This window comes from Pseudolysinimonas sp., assembly GCF_044239695.1.
In the GTDB taxonomy this organism is placed as follows: Bacteria; Actinomycetota; Actinomycetes; order Actinomycetales; family Microbacteriaceae; genus Pseudolysinimonas_A.
Genome location: NZ_JBIIAW010000054.1, coordinates 1 through 20,488, shown reverse-complemented (window position 1 = coordinate 20,488; position 20,488 = coordinate 1). Strand labels below are relative to the sequence as shown.

The 20,488-nt window shown below is 71.5% G+C and carries 22 protein-coding genes, 2 tRNA genes and 1 pseudogene; 8 read left to right on the top strand and 17 right to left on the bottom strand.

The annotated features are described in order from the left end of the window. From ACILQS_RS09755 to ACILQS_RS09745, 3 genes are all read left to right on the top strand, one after another. A partial coding sequence (locus ACILQS_RS09755) for an SCO7613 C-terminal domain-containing membrane protein (RefSeq protein ID WP_395639929.1) occupies window positions 1-2,124 on the top strand: 2,124 nt, incomplete at its 5' end. A 29-nt stretch (window positions 2,125-2,153) separates the two neighbouring features. Beyond that, window positions 2,154-2,519, top strand: coding sequence for a PGPGW domain-containing protein (locus ACILQS_RS09750; RefSeq protein WP_395639928.1), 366 nt, complete (start codon window positions 2,154-2,156; stop codon window positions 2,517-2,519). 112 nt (window positions 2,520-2,631) lie between these two features. Continuing rightward, a complete protein-coding gene (locus ACILQS_RS09745; protein ID WP_395639927.1) occupies window positions 2,632-2,913 on the top strand; it encodes a Fe-S cluster assembly protein HesB in 282 nt (93 codons plus the stop codon). 102 nt (window positions 2,914-3,015) lie between these two features. Here the strand turns inward: ACILQS_RS09745 and ACILQS_RS09740 are convergent, their stop codons facing one another. Beyond that, on the bottom strand, window positions 3,016-3,231 hold the full coding sequence (locus ACILQS_RS09740; RefSeq protein ID WP_395639926.1) for a hypothetical protein: 216 nt from the start codon (window positions 3,229-3,231) through the stop codon (window positions 3,016-3,018). 59 nt (window positions 3,232-3,290) lie between these two features. On the opposite strand from ACILQS_RS09740, the gene ACILQS_RS09735 reads away from it, so the two are divergent. Continuing rightward, window positions 3,291-3,734, top strand: a complete 444-nt coding sequence (locus tag ACILQS_RS09735) for a MarR family winged helix-turn-helix transcriptional regulator (RefSeq protein WP_395639925.1) — start codon at window positions 3,291-3,293, stop codon at window positions 3,732-3,734. A gap of 56 nt (window positions 3,735-3,790) precedes the next feature. On the opposite strand, the gene ACILQS_RS09730 is transcribed toward ACILQS_RS09735, so the two are convergent. Together ACILQS_RS09730 and ACILQS_RS09725 are read right to left on the bottom strand one after the other, a co-directional pair. Continuing rightward, window positions 3,791-4,087, bottom strand: a complete 297-nt coding sequence (locus ACILQS_RS09730; protein WP_395639924.1) for a PadR family transcriptional regulator — start codon at window positions 4,085-4,087, stop codon at window positions 3,791-3,793. Window positions 4,088-4,188: 101 nt separating this feature from the next. Further along, a complete protein-coding gene (locus ACILQS_RS09725) occupies window positions 4,189-5,430 on the bottom strand; it encodes a DUF222 domain-containing protein (RefSeq protein ID WP_395639923.1) in 1,242 nt (413 codons plus the stop codon). 175 nt (window positions 5,431-5,605) lie between these two features. Between ACILQS_RS09725 and ACILQS_RS09720 the strand changes: the two genes are divergently transcribed. Continuing rightward, window positions 5,606-5,788 carry a hypothetical protein gene (locus ACILQS_RS09720; protein ID WP_395639922.1) on the top strand — a complete coding sequence of 61 codons (183 nt, stop codon included), beginning with the start codon at window positions 5,606-5,608 and terminating at the stop codon, window positions 5,786-5,788. A gap of 31 nt (window positions 5,789-5,819) precedes the next feature. Here ACILQS_RS09720 and ACILQS_RS09715 read toward each other — a convergent pair. From ACILQS_RS09715 to ACILQS_RS09705, 3 genes are all read right to left on the bottom strand, one after another. Next, a tRNA-Ile gene (locus ACILQS_RS09715) sits at window positions 5,820-5,893 on the bottom strand. Beyond that, the gene (locus tag ACILQS_RS09710; protein ID WP_395639930.1) at window positions 5,871-7,097 is read right to left on the bottom strand and encodes a glycosyltransferase; all 1,227 of its coding nucleotides are present in this window, start codon (window positions 7,095-7,097) and stop codon (window positions 5,871-5,873) included. The genes ACILQS_RS09715 and ACILQS_RS09710 overlap by 23 nt, the downstream gene beginning before the upstream one ends. Window positions 7,098-7,141: 44 nt before the next feature. Beyond that, window positions 7,142-8,149, bottom strand: coding sequence for a multidrug DMT transporter permease (locus tag ACILQS_RS09705; protein ID WP_395639921.1), 1,008 nt, complete (start codon window positions 8,147-8,149; stop codon window positions 7,142-7,144). Window positions 8,150-8,189: 40 nt separating this feature from the next. Here ACILQS_RS09705 and def point away from each other — a divergent pair, with 40 nt between their 5' ends. After that, window positions 8,190-8,756, top strand: coding sequence for a peptide deformylase (gene def, locus ACILQS_RS09700; protein ID WP_395639920.1), 567 nt, complete (start codon window positions 8,190-8,192; stop codon window positions 8,754-8,756). Here def and ACILQS_RS09695 read toward each other — a convergent pair. The 5 genes from ACILQS_RS09695 to ACILQS_RS09675 all read right to left on the bottom strand — a co-directional run bounded on the left by ACILQS_RS09695 (window position 8,753) and on the right by ACILQS_RS09675 (window position 13,630). Further along, on the bottom strand, window positions 8,753-11,167 hold the full coding sequence (locus tag ACILQS_RS09695; protein ID WP_395639919.1) for a phosphoketolase: 2,415 nt from the start codon (window positions 11,165-11,167) through the stop codon (window positions 8,753-8,755). The genes def and ACILQS_RS09695 overlap by 4 nt on opposite strands. 64 nt (window positions 11,168-11,231) lie before the next feature. Beyond that, a complete protein-coding gene (locus ACILQS_RS09690) occupies window positions 11,232-11,546 on the bottom strand; it encodes an AzlD domain-containing protein (RefSeq protein ID WP_395639918.1) in 315 nt (104 codons plus the stop codon). Beyond that, on the bottom strand, window positions 11,543-12,175 hold the full coding sequence (locus ACILQS_RS09685) for an AzlC family ABC transporter permease (protein ID WP_395639917.1): 633 nt from the start codon (window positions 12,173-12,175) through the stop codon (window positions 11,543-11,545). The genes ACILQS_RS09690 and ACILQS_RS09685 overlap by 4 nt, the downstream gene beginning before the upstream one ends. 109 nt (window positions 12,176-12,284) lie before the next feature. Next, window positions 12,285-12,713: a response regulator transcription factor gene (locus ACILQS_RS09680; protein WP_395639916.1), complete on the bottom strand. Its 429-nt coding sequence runs from the start codon at window positions 12,711-12,713 to the stop codon at window positions 12,285-12,287. Beyond that, complete coding sequence (locus ACILQS_RS09675) at window positions 12,710-13,630, bottom strand: sensor histidine kinase (protein ID WP_395639915.1); 921 nt, start codon at window positions 13,628-13,630, stop codon at window positions 12,710-12,712. Before ACILQS_RS09675 ends, ACILQS_RS09680 begins: the two co-directional genes overlap by 4 nt. Window positions 13,631-13,714: 84 nt before the next feature. Here ACILQS_RS09675 and ACILQS_RS09670 point away from each other — a divergent pair, with 84 nt between their 5' ends. Beyond that, window positions 13,715-14,188: a GNAT family N-acetyltransferase gene (locus tag ACILQS_RS09670; protein ID WP_395639914.1), complete on the top strand. Its 474-nt coding sequence runs from the start codon at window positions 13,715-13,717 to the stop codon at window positions 14,186-14,188. 31 nt (window positions 14,189-14,219) lie between these two features. On the opposite strand, the gene ACILQS_RS09665 is transcribed toward ACILQS_RS09670, so the two are convergent. The 3 genes from ACILQS_RS09665 to ACILQS_RS09655 form a co-directional block, all read right to left on the bottom strand. Then, window positions 14,220-14,540: an SHOCT domain-containing protein gene (locus tag ACILQS_RS09665; RefSeq protein ID WP_395639913.1), complete on the bottom strand. Its 321-nt coding sequence runs from the start codon at window positions 14,538-14,540 to the stop codon at window positions 14,220-14,222. Between the two features lie 128 nt (window positions 14,541-14,668). Continuing rightward, window positions 14,669-15,334 carry a response regulator gene (locus tag ACILQS_RS09660; RefSeq protein WP_395639912.1) on the bottom strand — a complete coding sequence of 222 codons (666 nt, stop codon included), beginning with the start codon at window positions 15,332-15,334 and terminating at the stop codon, window positions 14,669-14,671. Beyond that, entirely contained in the window at window positions 15,331-16,611 is a 1,281-nt protein-coding gene (locus ACILQS_RS09655; RefSeq protein ID WP_395639911.1) for a sensor histidine kinase, read from the bottom strand. The genes ACILQS_RS09660 and ACILQS_RS09655 overlap by 4 nt, the downstream gene beginning before the upstream one ends. A 334-nt stretch (window positions 16,612-16,945) precedes the next feature. Here ACILQS_RS09655 and ACILQS_RS09650 point away from each other — a divergent pair. Beyond that, a tRNA-Asn gene (locus tag ACILQS_RS09650) sits at window positions 16,946-17,018 on the top strand. Window positions 17,019-17,079: 61 nt separating this feature from the next. Here ACILQS_RS09650 and ACILQS_RS09645 read toward each other — a convergent pair. The 3 genes and pseudogenes from ACILQS_RS09645 to ACILQS_RS09635 all read right to left on the bottom strand — a co-directional run. Beyond that, window positions 17,080-17,859, bottom strand: a complete 780-nt coding sequence (locus tag ACILQS_RS09645) for an ATP-binding cassette domain-containing protein (protein WP_395639910.1) — start codon at window positions 17,857-17,859, stop codon at window positions 17,080-17,082. 87 nt (window positions 17,860-17,946) lie between these two features. Beyond that, window positions 17,947-19,533, bottom strand: a complete 1,587-nt coding sequence (locus ACILQS_RS09640) for an ABC transporter substrate-binding protein (RefSeq protein ID WP_395639909.1) — start codon at window positions 19,531-19,533, stop codon at window positions 17,947-17,949. A 114-nt stretch (window positions 19,534-19,647) separates the two neighbouring features. Next, window positions 19,648-20,488: pseudogene (locus ACILQS_RS09635) on the bottom strand (DNA primase); the annotation flags it as partial.

Below are 20,488 nucleotides of genomic sequence, written 5' to 3'. Positions count from 1 at the left end.
GACGCCGCGCTCGCGCTGCGCGCCCCGCTGCTGGTCGCCGCCCACGTCATCCTGGTCTACCTCGCGGCGATCTCGTGGGCCGACGAGCGGCTCACGGTCGCCGCCGGGGCCGCGATCATCCTCGCTCTCGGCGTGCTGGCGATGGCGATGCCCCTGCGTAGCCGGCCTGCCTACGTCGCGGTCGGCTACGGCTACGCGCTCGTGCTCGTCGCGCGGGGTCTGGACCTGCTGGGACTGGACACGATCCCCGTGATCGCCTCCACCGCGACGGTCGCGTCGGTGGCCGCCCTCGTCGTCACCCTCGTGCGCCGGGTGCGAGCGCCGCTCTGGTACGCGGTGCTCGGCGTCACGGCGGTGCCGTTCCTCGTCGGGGTCGCCACGGTCATCGCCGAGCGCACCTGGGAGACGGCCCTGGCGAACGCCGCCATCTTCGCGCTGTGCCTCACCCTCACCCTCACGCGGCGCCCGGGGCTCACCAGGTTCGTGCGCAGCGGGGCGGCGGCCCTCCTGCTGCCGTCGCTCGCCGTCGTGTTCGTCAACGTCGTGCCGCGCATCATCGAGACCGACGTCGTGCCCGCGTGGAACGGCCAGGGCGGGGCGCCCGTCACCCTGCCGCTCATCGCGACGCTCGTCGCCCTCGTGCTGCCGACGAGCCCGCTCATCGCCGCCTCCTTGCGCCGGGGCGAGGTGCCGGAGGCGGACGCCGCCTCGGTTCGTCGGTGGATCGAGATCTCCGCCTTCGTCACGGGCGCGATCACCGCGCTCCTCGCGCTCGTCCTGACGACGGCCGACCTCAGCACCGCACTGCTGGTCTTCCTCATCCTCGGCATCGGCGCGGCCGGCGCCGCCGTCTTCGCGCATCGGCGCTACGGCTGGTGGGTCGCGGCGGGTTCGTGGACCGCCGCCCTCTGGTGCGTCTGGGGCCTCGTCGGCATCACCGACGTCGAGCCCTACGTCTACCCGCCGGCGCTCGCCGCCGTCGTGATCGGCGTCGTGCTCAGCCTGCGCGGCCGCACCGGCGCGGCGCTCGTCGCTCCCGGCCTGGCGATCGCGATCGCCACCTCGCTCGTCGTGCTCGCGGTCAGCGGGTCGGGCGAGGGGGCAGCGCTTCCGTGGCGCGCGCTCGCCCTGCTGGCGGCATCCCTGATGCTGCTCGTTCTGGGGGTCGCCCTCGCCCGGCGGGTCGAGAAGCTCGCCGGGCTGCGCGTGCCCCTCCTCGCCGCGGCGATCGGCGCGGCGGGGGCCGGAGCGATCCAGGCGGTGCGCTACGCGTGGGAGCTCGACGACGCGGCGCTCGGAGAGCGCGACCTCGTCGTCTGGCCGGTGCTCGTGTTCAGCGTCGTGGCGGCGATCCTCGCAGGCGACGCCGCGCGCCACCTGCGGCCGACCCACCGGTGGTTGCTGACGCCGGCACTCGCGTTCCTGATCGCCGGTCCGATCGCCACGGTGTCGCCCGGTGCGGGCGAGGTTGCCGGTCCGCCGATCGGACCGATGTGGATGCTGTGGGCGCTCATGCTCGTGCTGCTGGGCGGGATGCTGGGGACGGTCGTGCGGTCGCTGCGCGGAACCACGATCCTGCCGCCGATCGGGATCGTGTTCGTTGCGGCCTGGTTCGTCGCGGTCGCCGGGTGGAGCGTGCGCGCGCTGAACGTCGAGTGGTTCTCGCTGCCCCTCGGTCTCGCGTTGACGGCGGCGGGGGTGCTGGTGCTGCGGCACGGCAGCGACAGCCGTCGCGGCACCCTGACGTCCTGGCCCGTCGGGTTCACCCGCAGCTGGGCGGTGCTCGCGCCGGGGATCGTCGTGACCGTGCTGCCGTCCGTGCTCGCGACCGGCACCAACCCGGCGACCTGGCGGGCCATCCTCGTGCTCGGCCTCGCGCTCGTCGCCCTGCTCGTCGGCGCGCTGCTGCGGTACGCCGCGCCGTTCGTGCTGAGCCTGGCGACCTTCGGTGTCGAGATCCTGGTGATCCTCGTCGTGCTCGCCGTCGGACGCGACATCGACCCGGTGATCTTCTACGTCGCCGCGGGGTCGGCGGGCGTCATCCTCATCACCGTCGCGATCTGGTTCGAGCGCCGGTCGCGCGGCGATCGGGAGGGCAGCGCCCGGATGCGCGACCTGAGGTGATTCCCAGCCCGGATCGCTACCGTCTGGCCATGACCGATGCCCCGTCCCCCTCGCCGTCGCCCGCGTCCCGTCTCGGGTCGGCGGTAGGACGTGCCGCCGGATCAGCGCTGATCGGCGGGCGCGCGGCCATCCGCAGGAGTCCGACCGCGAACCGCGTCTACCGCACCGGTGTCGGGATCGTCGGCGGAGGAACCGTCGCCCTCGGCGTCGTGCTGATCCCGCTGCCCGGGCCCGGCGCCCTCGTCGCACTCGGCGGCCTCGGCATCCTCGGGACCGAGTTCGAGAAGGCACAGGTCGTCAACGAGAAGGCGACGCGCGTCGTGAAGCGCGGTCTCGGAGCGGCGAAGGACGCCGTCGCGCGACGCCGTGCCGCGAAGGTCTCGCCGGAGGTGTGAGCCCGGGCGTGCGCCCAGGTGTGAATCCCCTCCGAGTCGGCGTCAGAAGTGGAAACCTCGGCCGATTCTCGGAAGCGTGGCTGACTCCTGCACCCCGACGGAAGGATTCCACGTGCTCACCATCACCGACAACGCCAGCCTCGTCGTCAGCGACATCGTGGGGCGCACGGTGACCACCGACACCGGCGGCCTGCGCATCGCGGAGGCCGCGGGCGACCAGTTCGCCGTCTCGGTCGCCGACGCACCCGCCGAGACCGAGGTCGTCGCCGAACACGGCACCGCTCGCGTCTTCATGGACCTGCCGGTCGCGTCCGCCCTCGACGACAAGGTGCTCGACGCCCGCGTCGGCGACGACGGCGCCGTGCAGTTCCTCATCTCGTCGCAGCCGGCCTGACGAATCGGTGGCGGGTGCCCGGAAACGGGTGCCCGCCGCCGTTCAGGCAGCCCAGCTTCAGGCAGCCCAGATTCAGGCTGCAGAGCTTCAGGCAGCCCAGCTTCAGGCCGCAGAGACCGGGGAGTGCACCCGTGTCGCGGTCGACCAGTCCCCCGCGCGCTCGACCGTGTGCTCGGTCATCGCGGCACCGCAGATCGGGCACGGGCGCCCGAGACTCGACGGCGCCGGGGGCTCGTCGGGTGATCCCAGCTGGGCGGGACCGAGGTACGGGTAGAGCGCCCGGTTGAGGCGATCCCACCAGCGCAGACGATCATCCATATCGTTAGTGTACTCATCATTTACTTCGTGCACTCAGCGTTTTCGGCTAGCGTCGAGCCGTGACGACCTCCACCGACCCGCTGGCTCTCGACCGACAGGTGTGCTTCGCGTTGGCGGCCGCCTCGCGTAGCGTCATCGCGCTGTATCGTCCGGTGCTCGAGCCGCTCGGCCTGACCCATCCGCAGTACCTCGTCATGCTCGCCCTCTGGGAACGCAGCCCGCGCCGCGTCGGCGACCTGAGCGACGAGCTGCTGCTGGAACCCGCGACCCTCTCCCCCCTCCTGCGTCGCCTCGAGACGGCCGGACTCGTGACGCGTTCGAAGGATCCCGCCGACGAACGCGCCCTCGCCGTCGCCCTGACCGACGCCGGCACCGCCCTGCGCGCGAAGGCGCTCGCCGTGCCGGGTCAGGTGGTCGAGCGGCTCGGGATGTCGATCGCCGACCTCGAGCACGCGCGTGACGTGCTCACCGGGCTGTTGACGGCATCCCGAGCCGCGCGCTGATCGGCCATCAGCCCTCGCCGATCGGGTAGACATTCCAGCCGGACCGCCTGGGCACGTCACCAACTGTCGCGCTGCTCGGCGAGCATCGCGCGACCCTGGTCGTTGAACCCGTAGTACTTGCGGTGCGGGCCGCCGTCCGACGGCGCGACGTAGCTGGTCAGCGCGCCGGCGCCGGAGAGCCGACGCAGGGTGCCGTACACCGACGCGTCGACGATCTCCTCGAGCCCGGCGGCGCGCAGACGTCGCCCGATGTCGTAGTCGTCGCCGTAGCCGTCGCCGTAGCCGTCTTCGTGCTGCACCGCGGCGAGCACGACGAAATCGAGCACGCCCTTGAGCAGTCGCGTCGTGTCCATCCATCGCGCAGTTCCATGCATCGCACAGTTCCATGCATCGCACAGTCCTGCACAGTGTGTACTAGTGCGTGCTCCCGAAGTCTTCCGGCGTGTCGTCGCGCTCAGAACGGTGGAGGATCGGAGGTGCTCACGTGGCCGGTGGGGCTGGTCCAGGTGAGGATGCCGCCCGGCCCCTGTTCGACCCGCCATCTCGAGCGGTGCTTCAGGGTGTGATGTCGCCGGGAGAGGTGGGCGAGGTTGCCGGCCGCGGTGCGTCCGCCCTTCGCCCAATCGCCGGTGTGGTCGAGGTCGCAGTTCTTCGCCGCGCGGCCGCATCCCGTGAACCGGCAGGTGCCGTCGCGGAGCCGCAGCCACCGCGTCAGGTCGGCGGGCGGTCGGTACGTGGCGCGATCGACGTCGAGCACCGTGCTCGACACGGGGTGCGTGAGGATGCGGTGGAAGCTCGGCGCGTGCGCGGCCAGCCGGCGGGCGGTGTCGCCGTCGATCGGGCCGTACCCCTCGAGCGTTGCCGGTTCGTCGGAGAGGCCGAGCAGCGTCATCATCGGAACGAGCACGCCGACGGTGACGCGCGGCGCCGTCTCGGGGTCGTGGAACCCGGTGAGCAGATCGGCGCCGACGTCGGCACGGAGTTCATCGAGCGAGCGCGACTCCCCCGGCACGGCGAGGTGCCGTGCGGCCGCGTCGATGCGCTCCCACGCCGCCTGAGCAGCGGCCGCGGGCAGGAAGAACCCGAGCCACGCCATCCCGTCGGGTTCCACTTCGCGGACCACGCGGCGCGACGCGGCGGCATCCCGGTGCCGCTCCTCGAGTGCGCGGGGGTGGAGGCGCTCACGCAGGGTGCGCATCCGCTCGGCAAAGCGCGCCGGGGCGAGCCGCGCGAGGTCGACGGCCCGGGCATCGAGGTCGGAGTCGCACGACGCCGCCACCGGCAGCGAGTCGAGCACGTCGGCCAGCTTCCGCGCGTTCGCGGCCGAGATGTCCCCCTCGCGGAACGTCGCCCAGGTGAGCGGTGCGCGCGTGCGCAGGTTTCGGGCCTGGTGCGCCATGAGGGCGACCGTGCCCTCCGCGACCGACAGCCGCACCGCGAGGTCGGCGACGGCCGCGTCGTACGCGACCCGGAGATCGTCGGCCGTCGGCTCACCATCGAAGATGGCGAACACCTCGGGATGCCGCTCCGCCTCGGCGAGCACGTCGGCCATCGCGGCCATCTGTGTCGCGAGCGCACGCGCCGCCTGCCCGGCCTCGACCTCCGCCTCGGCGAGGCGCCATTCGATCCATTCGCGCGCGTCGGGACCGCGCCACGGCGCGGATCTCGCGTCGAACTCGAAGGCGTCTTCCGTCATGCCCTCACGGAACCGAGGACCGCCGACATCCGGGGCGATTTCGGGGCTCGCAACGGCCCGATGACGCCGATCGTGACCATTTCGTGATCTCGGCCGAGCAGGCGTGGCGCGAGGAGCTCGCCTGCTGTCGCGTCCGGCCCGACGCATTGCCAGGACCGCGGTCTACGCTGCGGCGATGACCTGGACCCTCACCGTCGACGACGCGACCATCACCCTCACCGACACCGAAGCTGCCCGGGTGCAGGAGCAGCTGGACCACCGGGACCGCGACGGCTTCCACCTGGAACTCACGGGCGACGACGGCACCGAGCTTCGCGTCGACAGCGAGTCGAGCGTCACGCTCACCCACGACGGCTGAGCAGCACCCCCACGACCGCCGTGAACATCTGTAGGGCGGACGGGACTTGAACCCGTGACCGACGGATTATGAGTCCGCTGCTCTAACCAGCTGAGCTACCGCCCCGCGCCGACTTCGCCCGCTTGGGTGCCGCGGTGGGAGTCGGGTCGTCGGTGACCGGGTCGGTCACCGTTTCCCCACGGTACAGCGCCTCGAAGACGTCGACGGTCGCCTGGAGGTCGTGCTTGGCGACGATCGCCTGGGACGCCTTCTTCATCGACGTGTACTCGGCGGGCGACGCCGTGAGCACGGAGGTCAGATGCGCGGCGAAGGCCGGGATGTCGCCGGGTTCGTAGAGGTAGCCGTTCTCCCCCGGGTGCACGAGGTGCGGCAGCGCCATCGCGTTCGCGGCGACGACGGGCAGGGCCGACGACATCGCCTCCATCGCGGCGATGCACTGCAGTTCGGCGCGGGAGGGCATCGCGAACACGGCGCCGGCGGTGAGGATGTCGCGCAGCTTCTCGTCGGAGATCTTGCCGTGGAAGGTGACCCGGTCGGCGATCTTCAGCTCCCGGGCGAGCCGCTCGAGGCGGTGCAGGTCTTCGCCGTTGCCGACGATGTCGAGGCTCGCGTCGAGACCGGAGTCGAGCAGGGCGAACGCCTGCAGCAGCTCGTGGATGCACTTCTCCTCGTCGAGCCGTCCGACGAACACGATGCGGTTCTCGGTGCGCGGCTCGAAGTTCGGCACGTAGTTGGCGGCGTCGATGCCGTTCGAGATCGAGTGCACACCGGTGAGTCCGGTCATCCGCTCGAAGTAGTCGCTCGAACGCTTCGTCGGCGTCGTGACCTCGTCGGCGAGGGAGTAGACATTCGCCGCCGCCTTCCACTGGGTGCGGATCAGCCAGCGCAGCAGCGGCGGCGGGAAGATCGTCACGTGCTGGGCGATGTTCTCGGCCATCGTGTGGTTGGTGCCGATGAGACGGATGCCCCGGGCCTTCGCCGCGGGGGCGAGTCCGCCGCCGATGATGATGTGCGACTGGAAGTGCACGACATCCGGCTGGTACTTCTCGATGAGCTTGCGCCCGTTGGCCTTCGCGCGCCACGGGAGAGCGAACCGCAGCCACGGATGCGGGTACCACCGCCAGCTGGTGAGCCGGTGCACCATGAACTCGACGCCATCGTGCTCTTCCATGCCGGAGCGACCCGGGCCGTTCGGCGACGGGGCGACCATGTGCACCTCGTGGCCGCGCTTGGTGAGCGTGACAGCGAGCCGCTTCGCGAAGGAGGCGGAACCGTTGATGTCGGGCGCGAAGGTGTCGCCGCCGAGCATGATCCGCACCGGACGAGGGTATCCCAGGCGACTGGACGCGTCGGTCACGCCGCGCTGGTCGGCTTGCCGGACGAACCGTCGTCGGGTGCGAGGGCGGACTCGACCGCTTCCCGGAGGCGCGCGTGGGTCTGCGGGTGATGTTTCGAGAGCTGGAGCACCCCGTAGATGGCGAGGGCCGCGGCGAGCGCCCAGACCGGGATGACCCAGAGCGGCGCGCCCGAGGCTTCGCCGAGCACGGCGATGCCGATCGCGACGGCGATGAGCGGGTCGACGACGGTCAGCCCCGCGATCACCAGGTCGGGCGAGCCGAGCGAGTACGCGGTCTGAACGAAGTACGCACCGAGCGCGGCCGCGACCAGCAGCGTGACGATGCAGCCGATCGTGAGCCACTCGAAGTCGCCGCCGACGACGCCGGCCATCAGGTTCGCGAGACGGTTGATGACGACCTTCGCGAGGGTGGCGACGAAGCCGTAGAGCACGCCGGCCGACACGATGTAGAAGAGCGCTCCGGCCCGCTTGCGCGCGAAGGCGAAGGTGAGCGCGAGAATCAGGACGACGCCACCGAGGATGCTGAGGATGATGACGAGCTGCGCCTCGCCGACGACCTGCTCCTCGGCGAAGATCGCGGCGAAGGTGACGAACAGCGCGATGCCGCCGACGCAGAGCGCGATGGCGCGCAGCACCGGCCCCTCGATCTTCACCTTGGTGACGCGGGCGTTGACGATCGCGGTGATGACGAGGGCGACCGCGCCGATCGGCTGCACGACGATGAGGGGCGCGAACCCGAGGCTCGTGAGCTGCAGGATGATCGCGAGGCCGAGCATCACGGTGCCGATCACCCACGACGGTCTGGCCAGCAGGTACATCAGCTGGCGGATGCTCAACCCGGCCTTGGCGCCCGACCCGTGCTTCTCCTCGACGAGTTCGACGCCGCGGTGCTGGAACTGCGCGCCGAGCGAGAGGAACACGGCGCCGACCAGGGCGATGAGGATCCCGATCGGAGCCATCCCGCCGATGACGCTCTGCACGTCGAGTTCGTCCAGGACATCCACCCCGGAAATCTAGCGGACGGCGGCTGGATATCCTGGCTGAATGGCCGTTCGCGCGATTCGCATCACCGGCGATCCGACCCTCCACTCCCCCGCCGCCCCGGTCGGCGAGATCGACGATTCGGTGCGCGAACTGGTGCGCGACATGGCGGAGACGATGGCCGCCGCTCCGGGCGTGGGCCTCGCCGCCCCGCAGGTGGGCGTGCCGCTGCGCGTCTTCGTCTGGTCGTGGGTCGACGAGGACGGGGTGGAGCACGCCGGCACCGCGATCAACCCGCACCTGCTGATCGCTCCGCTCGCGCTCGGCGAACTGGACGAGGACGAGGAATCCGAGGGCTGCCTCTCGGTTCCCGGCGAGCGGTTCCCGCTGCGGCGCTCGACCGAGGCGCTGCTCACCGCGACCGGCCTCGACGGCGAACCCTTCGAGATCCGCGCCACCGGGTGGCTGGCCCGCATCTTCCAGCACGAGTACGACCACCTCGACGGCGTGCTCTACGCCGACCGGCTGGAGCACCCCTACGACAAGGGCGTCGCGAAGGCGATCCGCAAGAAGAGCTGGGGCATGCCGGGAAAGTCGTGGATGCCCGGCGTCGACGACCTCGACGCCTAAGCAGCGCCTCCCGGCCAGCGCCAGTCGGCGACCTCGGGGATGTCCTCCCCGTGCTCCCGGGTGTACGCCCGCGCCCGGAGCCGGGCATCCTCGAGCTCCTGCCGCAAGCCGGCGTGGGCGGCGGCGAGCCCCGGAACGCGGTCGAGAGCGTCGATCGCGAGCCGGTAGCGGTCGAGGTCGTTGAGCATCACCATGTCGAACGGCGTCGTCGTCGTGCCGCGCTCCTGGAAGCCGTGCACGTGCAGGTCCCGGTGACCGGTGCGCTTGTAGGTCAGGCGATGGATGAGCGCCGGGTAGCCGTGGAAGGCGAAGATCACCGGCTTGTCGGTCGTGAAGATCGCGTCGTACTCGGCATCGGGAAGGCCGTGCGGATGCTGGTCCGCCGACTGCAGGCGCATCAGGTCGACGACGTTGACCACACGCACCCGGAGCTGCGGGATGTGCTCGCGCAGGATCGCGGCGGCGGCGAGCATCTCCAGCGTCGGGACGTCCCCGGCGGCGGCGAGCACGACATCCGGTTCCTCCCCGTCGACCTCGGTGCCCGCCCAGGGCAGGATGCCGAGACCGCGCGTGCAGTGGGCGATCGCCTCGTCCATCGTCAACCACTGCGGTGCGGGCTGCTTGCCGGCGACGACGACGTTCACGTAGTCGACGGAGCGGAGGCAGTGGTCGTAGGTCGACAGCAGCGTGTTCGCGTCGAACGGCAGGTAGACGCGCACGATCTCGGCGTTCTTGTTGACGACGACATCGAGGAAGCCGGGATCCTGGTGGCTGAAGCCGTTGTGATCCTGCCGCCAGACATGGCTGGACAGCAGATAGTTGAGGCTCGCGATCGGCGCACGCCACGGGATGCGGCGCGACGCCTCGAGCCACTTGGCGTGCTGGTTGAACATCGAGTCGACGATGTGCACGAACGCCTCGTAGGTGTTGAAGAGCCCGTGCCGGCCGCTCAGCAGGTAGCCCTCGAGCCAGCCCTGGCACTGGTGCTCGCTGAGCACCTCCATCACCCGTCCGGTCGCGGCGAGGTTCTGGTCGACCGGGTCGATCTCGGCGTTCCACTGCTTCGCCGTCGCCTCGTAGACCGCCGGGGCGAGGCGGTTCGAGGCCGTCTCGTCGGGGCCGAAGATGCGGAAGTCGTCGGGGTTGGCACGGATGACGTCGGCGAGCCAGTGGCCGAGCACCGCGGTGGACTCGAGTTGCAGCGCACCCCGGTCGTCCGGCGCCACCTCCACCCCCGTCGCCCGGAAGTCCGGGAGCTGCAGGTCGTGGCGCAGCACCCCGCCGTTCGCGACCGGGTTGGCGCTCATCCGCCGGGCGCCCGACGGCGCGAGCGCGACGACCTCGGGGCGCGGCGCTCCGGCCTCGTCGAAGAGCTCCTCGGGACGGTAGGACCGCATCCAGTCGTCGAGGATGCGCAGATGCGCGTCGGTGTCGCGGGCGCTCGCGAGCGGCACCTGGTGGGCGCGCCACGTGCCCTCCACCGGCAACCCGTCGATCTCGGCCGGGCAGGTCCAGCCCTTCGGGGTGCGGAGGATGATCATCGGCCACGCCGGGCGGGACGCGTCGCCCGCCTCCGCGGCTGCCTTGATCGCGGCGATCCGGTCGAGCACCTCGTCGAGCACGGCGGCGAACCGGGCGTGCACCGCTCGCGGGTCCTCGCCGTCGAACCCGCCGGCGACCAGGAAGGGCTCGTGACCGTAGCCGCGCATGAGCGCGAGCAGTTCGTCGTCGGGGATGCGGGCGAGCACCGTCGGGTTGGCGATCTTGTAGCCGTTGAGATGCAGGATCGGCAGCACGACGCCGTCCTGCCTCGGGTTGAGGAACTTGTTGCCGTGCCACGCGGTGGCCAGCGGACCGGTCTCGGCCTCGCCGTCGCCGATGACGCAGGCGACGAGCAGGTCGGGGTTGTCGAACGCCGCCCCGTAGGCGTGCGAGAGCGAGTAGCCCAGCTCGCCGCCCTCGTGGAGCGACCCGGGGGTGTCGGGCGAGGCGTGGCTCGGGATGCCGCCGGGGAACGAGAACTGGCGGAACAGCCGTCGAACGCCCTCCTCGCTCACCGGGATGTCGGGGTAGACCTCCGAGTACGTGCCATCGAGCCACGCGTTGGCGACCATCCCCGGCCCGCCGTGCCCCGGACCGGCGATGTAGACCGTGTCGAGGTCGCGCTCGCCGATCACCCGGTTGAGGTGGGCGTAGAGGAAGTTGAGCCCGGGCGTCGTGCCCCAGTGCCCGAGCAGCCGCGGCTTCACGTGGTCGCGGACCAACGGCTCGCGCAGCAGCGGATTCGCCAGCAGGTAGATCTGCCCGATGCTCAGGTAGTTCGCCGCGCGCCACCACGCGTCGATCCGGTCGATGGTCACATCGTCGACGGGCGTTTCCGCACCGCGACGCCAGGCTCCCGAGGTCTGCACGCGCCCATCCTGCGCTCCCCGGCTGCGAGACACCAGGGTCGGAGGTCCCGATCCGAGAAGCGGCTCAGGACATCCAGCCGAGCAGCCGCAGCCCGGCGGCGGTGAGCGCCGCGACCACGATCACCACGATGAACGGCACCCGGGCGGCGAAGAGGATGCCGGACAGCACCACGGCGGGCACGCGCGCGTCGAGCACGAGCTCACCGCCGCGTTCGAGAGTCTGCGTCACGACGAGCGCGGCGAGCAGCGCGACGGTCGTCAGGTTCGCCACGCGCGCCGGGGTGGGGCGTTCCATCAGCGCCGGCGGCACGAGATAGCCGACGACCTTGAGGGCGAGCACCGCGACCGAGCCGAGCAGCACGGTCTGCCAGACGGTCACGTCTGCTTCCCCAGCACGTTCGTGATGCCGACGACGATCGCGACGGCCGCCGCGGCCAGCACCGGGATGCCCGGAGGCACCGCCGGGATGAGCAGGGTCGCGACGACAGCCCCGGCGACCGCGACGGCGACGGGCTGGAGGGTGCGCAGCCGCGGCCAGAGCAACCCGAGGAACGCGGCCGCGGCTGCGGCATCCAGACCGTACTGACGCACGTCGCCGACGAGGTCGCCCAGCAGCGCGCCGGCGAGGGTCGCGAGGTTCCAGCCCAGGTAGATGCCGACACCGGTCACCCAGAAGCCGAGGCGTTGGCCGCGCATTGTGGGTTGGGCCGTCGCGACGGCCGCCGACTCGTCGATCGTGAACGGAGCCGCCAGCATCCGACGCCACCAGGGGCCGCCGACGATCGGACCCATCCGCACCGAGTAGAGGGTGTTCCGCAGGCCGAGGAGGGCGGCGCTCGCGATCGCGGCCGGCCCCGCGGCGCCTCCGCCGCTCGCGAGCACCCCGATCAAGGCGAACTGGGAGCCGCCGGAGAACATCAGCAGGCTCAGCACGCAGGCCTGCCAGATGTCGAGACCCGAGGCGACCGCGAGGGCTCCGAACGAGACGCCGTAGGCCGAGACGGCCAAGGTGACGCTGACGCTCGCGCGAATCGCCGCGGAGGACTCGTGGCTGGTTTCGGCGGTGGTTTCGGCGGTGGTTTCGGCGGACGTGGCTTCGACACGCCGCCTGCGGCGGCTACTCAACCACCGAGCTGGGACGGGCGGCCGACCGGATGACGTCGAAGAGCGCCTCCGGTTCGGCATCCTTGTAGAGCACCGCGTAAGCGCCCGCGCGGGCCGCGGCCGGCACGTGATCGTCGAGGTCGACGCCCGTGACGAGGATGATGCGCGGAGGACCGCCGAGCGCCCGCACCTGGTCGTCGCCGAGGATGCGCTCGGTCGCGACGAGCCCGTTCACGCGCGGCATCTGGATGTCCATCAGCACCACGTCGACGGCGTGCGTGCGCAGGAAGGCGAGCGCCTGCGCGCCGTCGCCCGCGTCACCGACGACCTCGATGTCGGGTTGCGAGCCGAACAGCAGCAGCCAGCCCTCGCGCTGCCACTGCGAGTCGTCCACGAGCAGCAGCCGGACGGCGGGACGCGCGGGCGCGCGGCGGGGGCTCACTCGGCGCCCAGCTTGACGCCCTCGATGCCGTTGTGCCCGCTGAGGGCGGGGAAGATCGCGGTGACCGTGAAACCCACCCCGGGGATGACGGACGCCGTGAGCATGCCGCCGTAGAGTTCGGCGCGCTCACGCATCTCGGTCATCCCGCGACCCGTCGGGGACTGGGTGAGCGCGGCGAGATCGTCGTCCTGGCTCGTCACCCGATCCCGAGCGACTTCATCGGGGTCCAGCCCCTCGCGGCGGGCCGCGGCGCGGGCTCCGTCGTCGGCCACGAGCACCTCGAGCCCCGTCTCGTTCCAGGTGAACGACACGAGGGCTTCCGTCCCCTCCCCGCCGTGGGCGAGCGCGTTCTCGAGCGCCTCCTGGAGGATGCGGTAGATCGCCAACTCGGCGCCCTGCTTGAGATCGATGCGCTCCCCGGTCTCGCGGAACTCGATGCCGAGACCGGCATCCCGCATCACCTTGAACAGGTCGCGCACGGTCGACAGTCGCGGCTGCGGTCCGGCCGCCGCCTCGCCCTCGCGGGACAGCGCCATGACCCGGCGGAGATCGGCGAGGGTGTGACGCGCGGTGTCGGCGATGACCGACGCGCTGCGCGCGGCCACGGCCGGATCCTGGGATGCGGCGTATCGCGCGCCGTCGGCGTTGCTGATGATCACCGACACGGAGTGCACCGCGAGCTCGTGCAGTTCGCGCACGACGCGCAGTCGCGTGGTCTGCTCGGCGAGCGTGAGCTCGAGGTCGAGCCGCTCCCGGTCGGCGGTCGTGCGATCGAACTCGTTGCGCACCGCGCTGCGCCGCGCCCGACGCCAGAGCACGAGCAGGACGAGGGTGACGACGACGAGCGCGCCCGCGACGGCGGCGAGGATGACGGTGATCCCGTCCACGCTGAGTTGATCCACGGCCAGTTGATCCACGGTGCTGCCTCCTGATCCACGGCTGATCGCACGCCGCGGCCCCGACCGATCAGCTTATCGGTCGCGTGGCGTATCTTGTCGCGCATGGGTGCCACCATCCGCCCCGCGCGGCAGGACGACCTCGCGGCGATCGAACGGATCGTGCACGACGCTTACCGCGGCTACATCCCGCGGATGGGGACGAAGCCCGGCCCGATGCTCGCGGACTACGCGAGCGTTCTCGCGACGCGACTCGTGGATGTCGTCGACGACGGCGAGATCCTCGGCGTCGTCGTGCTCGACCGCGAGGCCGACGGGATGCTGCTGGAGAACGTCGCCGTCGCGCCGGCGGCCCAGGGCCGGGGGCTCGGTCGGATGCTCATCCGGCACGCCGAGGCGCGGGCGCGGGAGGCCGGTTGCCCGACGATCCGCCTGTACACGCACGTGACGATGGTCGAGAACCTCGCGCTCTACGAGCGAGTCGGATACATCGAGACCGGCCGCGGAGACTCCGAGGGCTTCGACCGCGTCTTCTTGAGCAAGCGTCTCGATGGATCGCGAAACGGGCCCGAGTCCTGAGACTCGGGCCCGTTCGGGCGTGCCGCGGCGGCTACTTGACGGGCGGCGTCGGCCCGGAGGAGCGCAGCACTTCGAGGCGCGCGCGGTACTCCTTCTCGTCGATGTCGCCGTTCGCGTAGCGCTGGGCGAGCACCGACTCGGCGCTGCCCGCGGCCTGCGCGTGCTGCCAGGCCTGGTGGCCCCAGCCGTGCGGGCCGTAGCCGCCCGACATCCACTGACGCCGGCGGCGTCCGAAGATCGCGAACAGCAGGGCGATCACGAGGATCCAGAACAGCGGGATCAGGAGGAACCAGAATCCGCCCCCGTGCCACGGGTGAAAGGCGGCGGCGCCGAGTGCGATGGCGGTGAACATTGAGGAGCTCCGTTTCACGGATCCCCGGGTGGGATCCGATGCCTCGACTCTCCTCGTGCGGAGCCTCGCGGGAATCCGCCGCCGGGAGCGATCCGACTACTCCCCCGGGAGCATCCCGGCGCCGCGCGCTACTCCGTGGAGCCCGCCTTGACCAGGCCGGTCTCGTAGGCGAGCACCACGAGCTGCACGCGGTCGCGGGCGAGGACCTTCGACATGATGCGGGAGACGTGGGTCTTCGCGGTCAGCGGACTGAGGTAGAGGCGGGCGCCGATCTCCTCGTTCGTGAGCCCCTGGCCGACGAGGGTGAGCACCTCGCGCTCCCGCTCGGTGAGGGGCTCGAGGGGCCGCAGATCGGGGCTGTCGCGGAGATTGCTCGCGACCCGCTCGAGCAGCCGCTTCGTCACGCTCGGGCTCAGCAGCGCGTCGCCGCCGGCGACGACCCGCACGGCGCGGATCAGCTCGACCGGCTCGGTGTCCTTGACGAGGAACCCGCTCGCGCCCGCGCGGATCGCCTGCGCGACGTACTCGTCGAGTTCGAACGTCGTCACCACGACGACACGGGTGCCGCCGAGGGCCGGATCGGCGACGATCTGCTCGGTCGCCCAGAGCCCGTCGCCGTCCGGCATCCGGATGTCCATCAGCACGACGTCGGGCTTCGTGCGCTTCACGAGCGCCACGGCCTCGCGGCCCGTCGCGGCCTCGCCGACGACCTCGAGGTCGGGTTCGGCCTCGAGCAGACTGCTGAACCCCGCCCGGATGAGGTGCTGATCGTCGGCCAGGGCGACGCGGATCATGATCTGTGCTCCATCGGGATCGTGGCGGAGACCCGGAACCCGCCGCCCTCGGCGGGTCCGGCGGAGAGGTGCCCGCCGAGCAGCTCGGCGCGTTCGCGCATCCCGAGCAGTCCGCGTCCGCCGGTCTCGCTGGCGAGGGTCGTCGGACCCGACCCGTCATCCGCGATCTCGAGGCGGTAGGCGCCGCCCTCGGTCCCGGTGTCCTCGATCCCGCCGTCCTCGATCCACAGCCGCACCGTGGCGCGCTGCGCGTCGGCGTGGCGGGTGACGTTGGTGAGCGACTCCTGGACGATGCGGAACAGGGCGAGCTGCACGGGCTTCGGGGCGGTGCCGATGCGGTCGTCGAGAGTCACGTCGACGCCCCGGATCGCACTCACGAGGGCGGGCAGGCGGTCGAGCCCCGGCTCGGGCACGAGCGGAGCCTCGCCGCCGTCGCTGCGCAACGCGCCGAGCACGGCACGCACCTCGTCGAGGGCGGTCTTGCTCGTCTCCTTGATGCTCGCCAGGGCCTCCGCCGCCTTGTCGGGCTGACGGTCCATGAGGTGGAGGCCGACACCGGCCTGCACATTGATCTGGCTGAGCGAATGGGCGAGCACGTCGTGCAGTTCCCGGGCGATCCGCACGCGTTCGGCCTGCACCTCGCTCTGCTCGCGCTGCGAGGTGAGCCGGCGGTACTCGGCGAAGCGGTCGCGCCGACTGCGCATCCCCTCGCCGATGCCGAAGACGATGAGGATGCCGAGCGTGATCGCCGCGATCCGCCCGGGCGAGAAGTTCTCCCGGCCCAGCACGGTCGCCGCGACGACGCTCGCGAGCCAGCAGGTACCGACCGACGCCCAGGCCCAGATGCGCGCGCCGCGGACGATCGCCGACACGATCGCGAACGCCAGCGCGATGTACGGCGGCCCGCTGTCGGAGTGCACGAAGAGGTCGAGGCACGCCGCGATCGAGACGACGAGGACGACCGGCCCCGGAAAGCGTCGCGCGCCGATGAGGGCGAGCGGACCGACGACCGCCAGGGCCAGCACGAACGCCGCGTCGCGCGGGACGAGATCGCCCGTGCGGACCGTCCAGAGCGCGCCGAAGAACTGCGCGACGAACGACAGGACGACCGGCACCCAGAGGGTCACGGACGTCGGGGCGCTCCAGTCGTGCGGCGGAGGTCCGTGCCAGGCTGTTCCGTTCCCGCCTGGGCCGTGCCAGGCTCCCCCGTTCCCACCCCCGCCGCGCCAGTGGCCGGGGCCGGGCGCGCGCGAGAAGAGATGATCGGGGCGCGGCATGACTTCAGGCTACGCGCGAGGCGTTACGCCCCGGGGAGTAACTCTCGGATCTGGCGGCCCAGGAGTTCGCCGGGGAACTCCCCGAGGAGGTCGTCGTCACCGAGTTCCCGACGCCGAGCCCGGTGCCGGGCAACGGCCGGATCTCAGCGACGCGATCGGGCTCTCCCCCGACGGAGGCGGCGAACGGGCCGCGCTGCAGTTCCCCGATTGGGCGGAACACCTCGACCCGGGCGATGTCGTGATCGTCGGCGTCGTCGCGACTCCGACGCCGTCGCGGGAGAGCGTGCGTCACAGGGGCTGAGCGCTTTCGTAGTAAGCTCGTCGGGTTGCATGATCCGCGGTAGCTCAGTTGGCAGAGCATCCGACTGTTAATCGGACGGTCGCTGGTTCGAGCCCAGCCCGCGGAGCAAGAAACGAAAGAAAGCCCCGCACCGATCTCAGATCAGGTGCGGGGCTTTCTGCATCCGGTCAGCGCGCGGTCGCGGCGAGAGCTTCGACGTACGGGTGCAGCGGGTTGTCGAGCACGTCGTCGACGTGGCCGTAGCCGACGAACATCCCCTCGTGCATGACCGCGATCTGCTCCGTCATCGTGCGCAGCTCGCGCAGGTCGTGGCCGATCACGAGCGCCGAGAACGCGCGCTCGCGCTGGAGGTCGGCGATGACGGTGAGGATGCGGCCGCGCACCAGCACGTCGACGCCCATCGTCGGGTCGTCGGCGACGAGCAGGTTGGGCTCGAGGATGAGGGCACGGGCCAGCGCGATGCGCTGCCGCTGGCCACGGGACAACTCGTGAGGCATCTTGGCCATGACGCCGAGCGGGAGGCGGACGGCATCCACGAGCTGCGCGACGAGCGCACCGGCCTTCGTGCGGTCGTACTTCTCGTCGCGCTGGTAGATCGGGGCGGCGACGTTCTCCCCGACCGTGAGATGAGGTTCCAGAGTGCTGCCGCCGTCCTGCGGCAGGTAGCCGACCTTCAGCATGAGCTTGTCGCGACGATGAGGCGAGAGGTCGCGGATCTCCCGCCCGAGCACCCGCAGTTGACCACCGACGATGTGCGGCGGCTCGCCCTCGCCGGGCACCGCCTGGGCCGCGACGGCACGGGCGAGCGTGCTCTTGCCCGAACCGGCCTCGCCCACCACCCCGAGGATGCCGTCGAGCGGGATCTCGAACGAGACACCGCTCACCGCGATGTCGTCGTCGCCGTAGCCGAGAGTCAGATCGTCCGCGCGGACCGCGACTTCGCTCACTGCCGACCCCTGACCGCTGCGTCCCTCACGACTGCCTCTCCCACGACTGCCACGCTACCCAACCCGCCGCTCGGCACTCGACGCGCGTCAGCGACGCAGGCGGCTGAGGTCGAGCGGAAGCGCGTCGTCCACGGCGAAGCCCGAGAGGGTGCCGCGGGCGAACACGACGCGCTCGCCCTGGGTGATCGGGATGGCCGGGAGCTGTGCGGCGATCGCGAGCTGGGTCTGCAACACCGTGGCCGCGCGGACCTCCGGATCGGCCTCGACGACGTTCTGGGTGAGCAGGCCGTCGACAGCCGTGTCGGCATAGCCGGGCGCGAGCACCCCGGCCGTGCGGAAGGGTTCGAGATAGTCCTGCGGGTCCGCCGTCGCCGGCAGCACGCTCGTGAACACGGACTGGACCTCACCGGCCACGATCGCCGCCCCGAGCTCGTCGGCGTCGGACTCGACGACGGTGACCGCGAACAGCCCGCTGTCGTCGAGCTGGGCGGCGAGACCGGCGACCTCGGCGCCGCCCGGAGCGCCCACCTGGCCGAGGTCGACATGGATGCTGATCTCGACCGGCGTCTCGATCCCGGCTGCCACGAGACCCGCTTCCGCGCGCGCGACGTCGGGCCCGCCCTGGAGGTCGCCGCGGAGTTCGGTGAAGACGGCCGACTCCCCCGGAATGCCTGCCGGCAGATAACCGTAGAGCGCCTCGATCGAGTTGCCGCCGATCTCGTCGACCAGCGCCTCGCGATCGACGATGTCGGCGACGGCCGCACGGATCGCGAGGGCCTTGGCCGGATCGGCCGTCTCGGTGCGGCTGCCGAACGGCATGTGGGCGAAATCGAAGGCAAGCAGCCGAACTCGGCCGGACGCGGCTCGGGCCAGGTCGACGGCCTCGTCGTCGGCGAGCGCCTCGAGGGTCTCGACGGCGAACCTCCCGGTGAGGGCGTCGAGCGACCCCTCGGAGAGCTGCCGCGCGAGATCGTCGCCGGAGCCCGACCGCAGCTCGATCGCCGACGCCGCCGGCACCGGGCCGCCGAAGTCGTCATACGGGTCGAGGGTCAGCACCCCGCCGCGCGCCGCGGTGAGCACGTACGGCCCGGCGAACGGTTGGGAGTCGAGGATGTCCTCGTCGGGGGTCAACTCATCGGCGAAGAACTCCTCCTCGTCGAGGACGAGGCCCGCGGGGCCGGCGAGCACGAACGGGAAGCCCGCGTCGAACGCGGTGTCGAGTCGGAAGTCGATCGTCACGTCGTCGATGATCTCGACGCTGTCGAGATTCGAGAGCCGCCGCCAGGCGCCGTCCTCCGACTGGAGGGCGAGTTGCCGCTCGATGCTGAACTTCACGTCGGAGGTGGTCAGATCGTCGCCGTTGGCGAACGTGAGACCGGGCTTCAGGATGACCCGGTAGACGCCGGCCTCCGGCCACTCGACCGATTCCGCGATCTCGGGCACCGGCTCCGGCTGCTCCGCCTCGACGGTCAACAGCGACGGGTACAGCTGGGTCAGCAGCGCGAACGACGCGACCGAATCGCTCGCCGCCGGGTCGAGCGGCGGGATCTCGGCGCTCCACCCCAGGCGCACCGGGCTCGACGCGCCGGAGGTCGTGGCGCAGGCGGCGAGGGTGGCGACGGCCGCGAGGGCCGTGACGACGGCGAGTGCGCGGCGCGGCAGGATCCTGCTCATGGCGCCTCCTTCATCGGGTCTGTTGCCGGGCGGGGCACGGCGGAATGCCCGCACGCTCGGGCCGCACGGGCCTACCAGTCATAACACAAGCGGCCTGCGCGGCACCCGGACCGCTCATCCCTCGCGCAGTTTCCGCCGCTCGAGCTCGAGCTGAGCTAGCTGCGCGCGGATGCTGCGGGCGCGCGCGTCGTCGCCCTCCGCCGCGGCCCGCTGCGACGCGCCCTGGAGTTCCGCCTTGCGCCGCGACAGGTCGACCGCGATCAGGTCGGACACCTGCTGCCGGCAGTACCGGTCGACGTTCCCCGCACGGTTCTCGGGCATCGGGGCGACGCCGAGCTGGGCCACGAGGGCCCCGAACCGGCTCGGCACGGCCTCGGTCACCCGGGTGATCCAGTCGGGCGCGTCCCAGGCGTCGAGCGCCGTCGCGATGCCGTCGCGCACGACGTCGAGCAGGGAATTGCGGATGCGCACCGCCGTCGCGCGCTCCAGGAGGTCGCGCCCGATGGCATCCGGTCGCTGGAGCATGACGAGCAGGGCGTCGCGTTCCATCCGGGTCTCGACGTCGGTCGGCAGGTCGAGCAGCCGCACCTCGGCGAGCTGGTCGTCCGCGTGCTCCTCGGGGGCCGCCGTCGGCGCCTTCGCGCGCGGAGCGCTCTGCACGGCGCGCCCCACCTCGTTCGGATCCATCCCGAGCCAGCCGGCGACGCTGCGCACGTACCCCGACCGCAACGCGGGGTCGCGGATGCCGGCCAGCACGGGGGCGGCGGCGCGCATCCCGGCCACCCGGCCCTCCACGGTCTCGAGGTCGAAGCCGCGCAGCTGCCGGCGGATCATGAACTCGAACATCGGCTTGCGGTCGGCGATGAGCCTCCGCACCGCCTCGTCACCGCGCTGGGTGCGCAGGTCGCTCGGGTCGAGGCCGTCGGTGCCGACCGCGACGAAGGTCTGCGCGGCG

Excerpts from the sequence above, each read along its gene's own strand:
- ACILQS_RS09670 (WP_395639914.1), top strand. The coding sequence starts at position 13,715 with ATGGGTGCCACCATCCGCCCCGCGCGGCAGGACGACCTCGCGGCGATC.
- ACILQS_RS09750 (WP_395639928.1), top strand. The coding sequence starts at position 2,154 with ATGACCGATGCCCCGTCCCCCTCGCCGTCGCCCGCGTCCCGTCTCGGG.
- ACILQS_RS09740 (WP_395639926.1), bottom strand. The coding sequence starts at position 3,231 with ATGGATGATCGTCTGCGCTGGTGGGATCGCCTCAACCGGGCGCTCTAC.
- ACILQS_RS09660 (WP_395639912.1), bottom strand. The coding sequence starts at position 15,334 with ATGATCCGCGTCGCCCTGGCCGACGATCAGCACCTCATCCGGGCGGGG.
- ACILQS_RS09640 (WP_395639909.1), bottom strand. The coding sequence starts at position 19,533 with ATGAGCAGGATCCTGCCGCGCCGCGCACTCGCCGTCGTCACGGCCCTC.
- ACILQS_RS09710 (WP_395639930.1), bottom strand. The coding sequence starts at position 7,097 with ATGCTCGGCGGCGACACCTTCGCGCCCGACATCAACGGTTCCGCCTCC.
- def (WP_395639920.1), top strand. The coding sequence starts at position 8,190 with ATGGCCGTTCGCGCGATTCGCATCACCGGCGATCCGACCCTCCACTCC.
- ACILQS_RS09730 (WP_395639924.1), bottom strand. The coding sequence starts at position 4,087 with ATGGACACGACGCGACTGCTCAAGGGCGTGCTCGATTTCGTCGTGCTC.
- ACILQS_RS09665 (WP_395639913.1), bottom strand. The coding sequence starts at position 14,540 with ATGTTCACCGCCATCGCACTCGGCGCCGCCGCCTTTCACCCGTGGCAC.
- ACILQS_RS09720 (WP_395639922.1), top strand. The coding sequence starts at position 5,606 with ATGACCTGGACCCTCACCGTCGACGACGCGACCATCACCCTCACCGAC.
- ACILQS_RS09655 (WP_395639911.1), bottom strand. The coding sequence starts at position 16,611 with ATGCCGCGCCCCGATCATCTCTTCTCGCGCGCGCCCGGCCCCGGCCAC.
- ACILQS_RS09725 (WP_395639923.1), bottom strand. The coding sequence starts at position 5,430 with ATGACGGAAGACGCCTTCGAGTTCGACGCGAGATCCGCGCCGTGGCGC.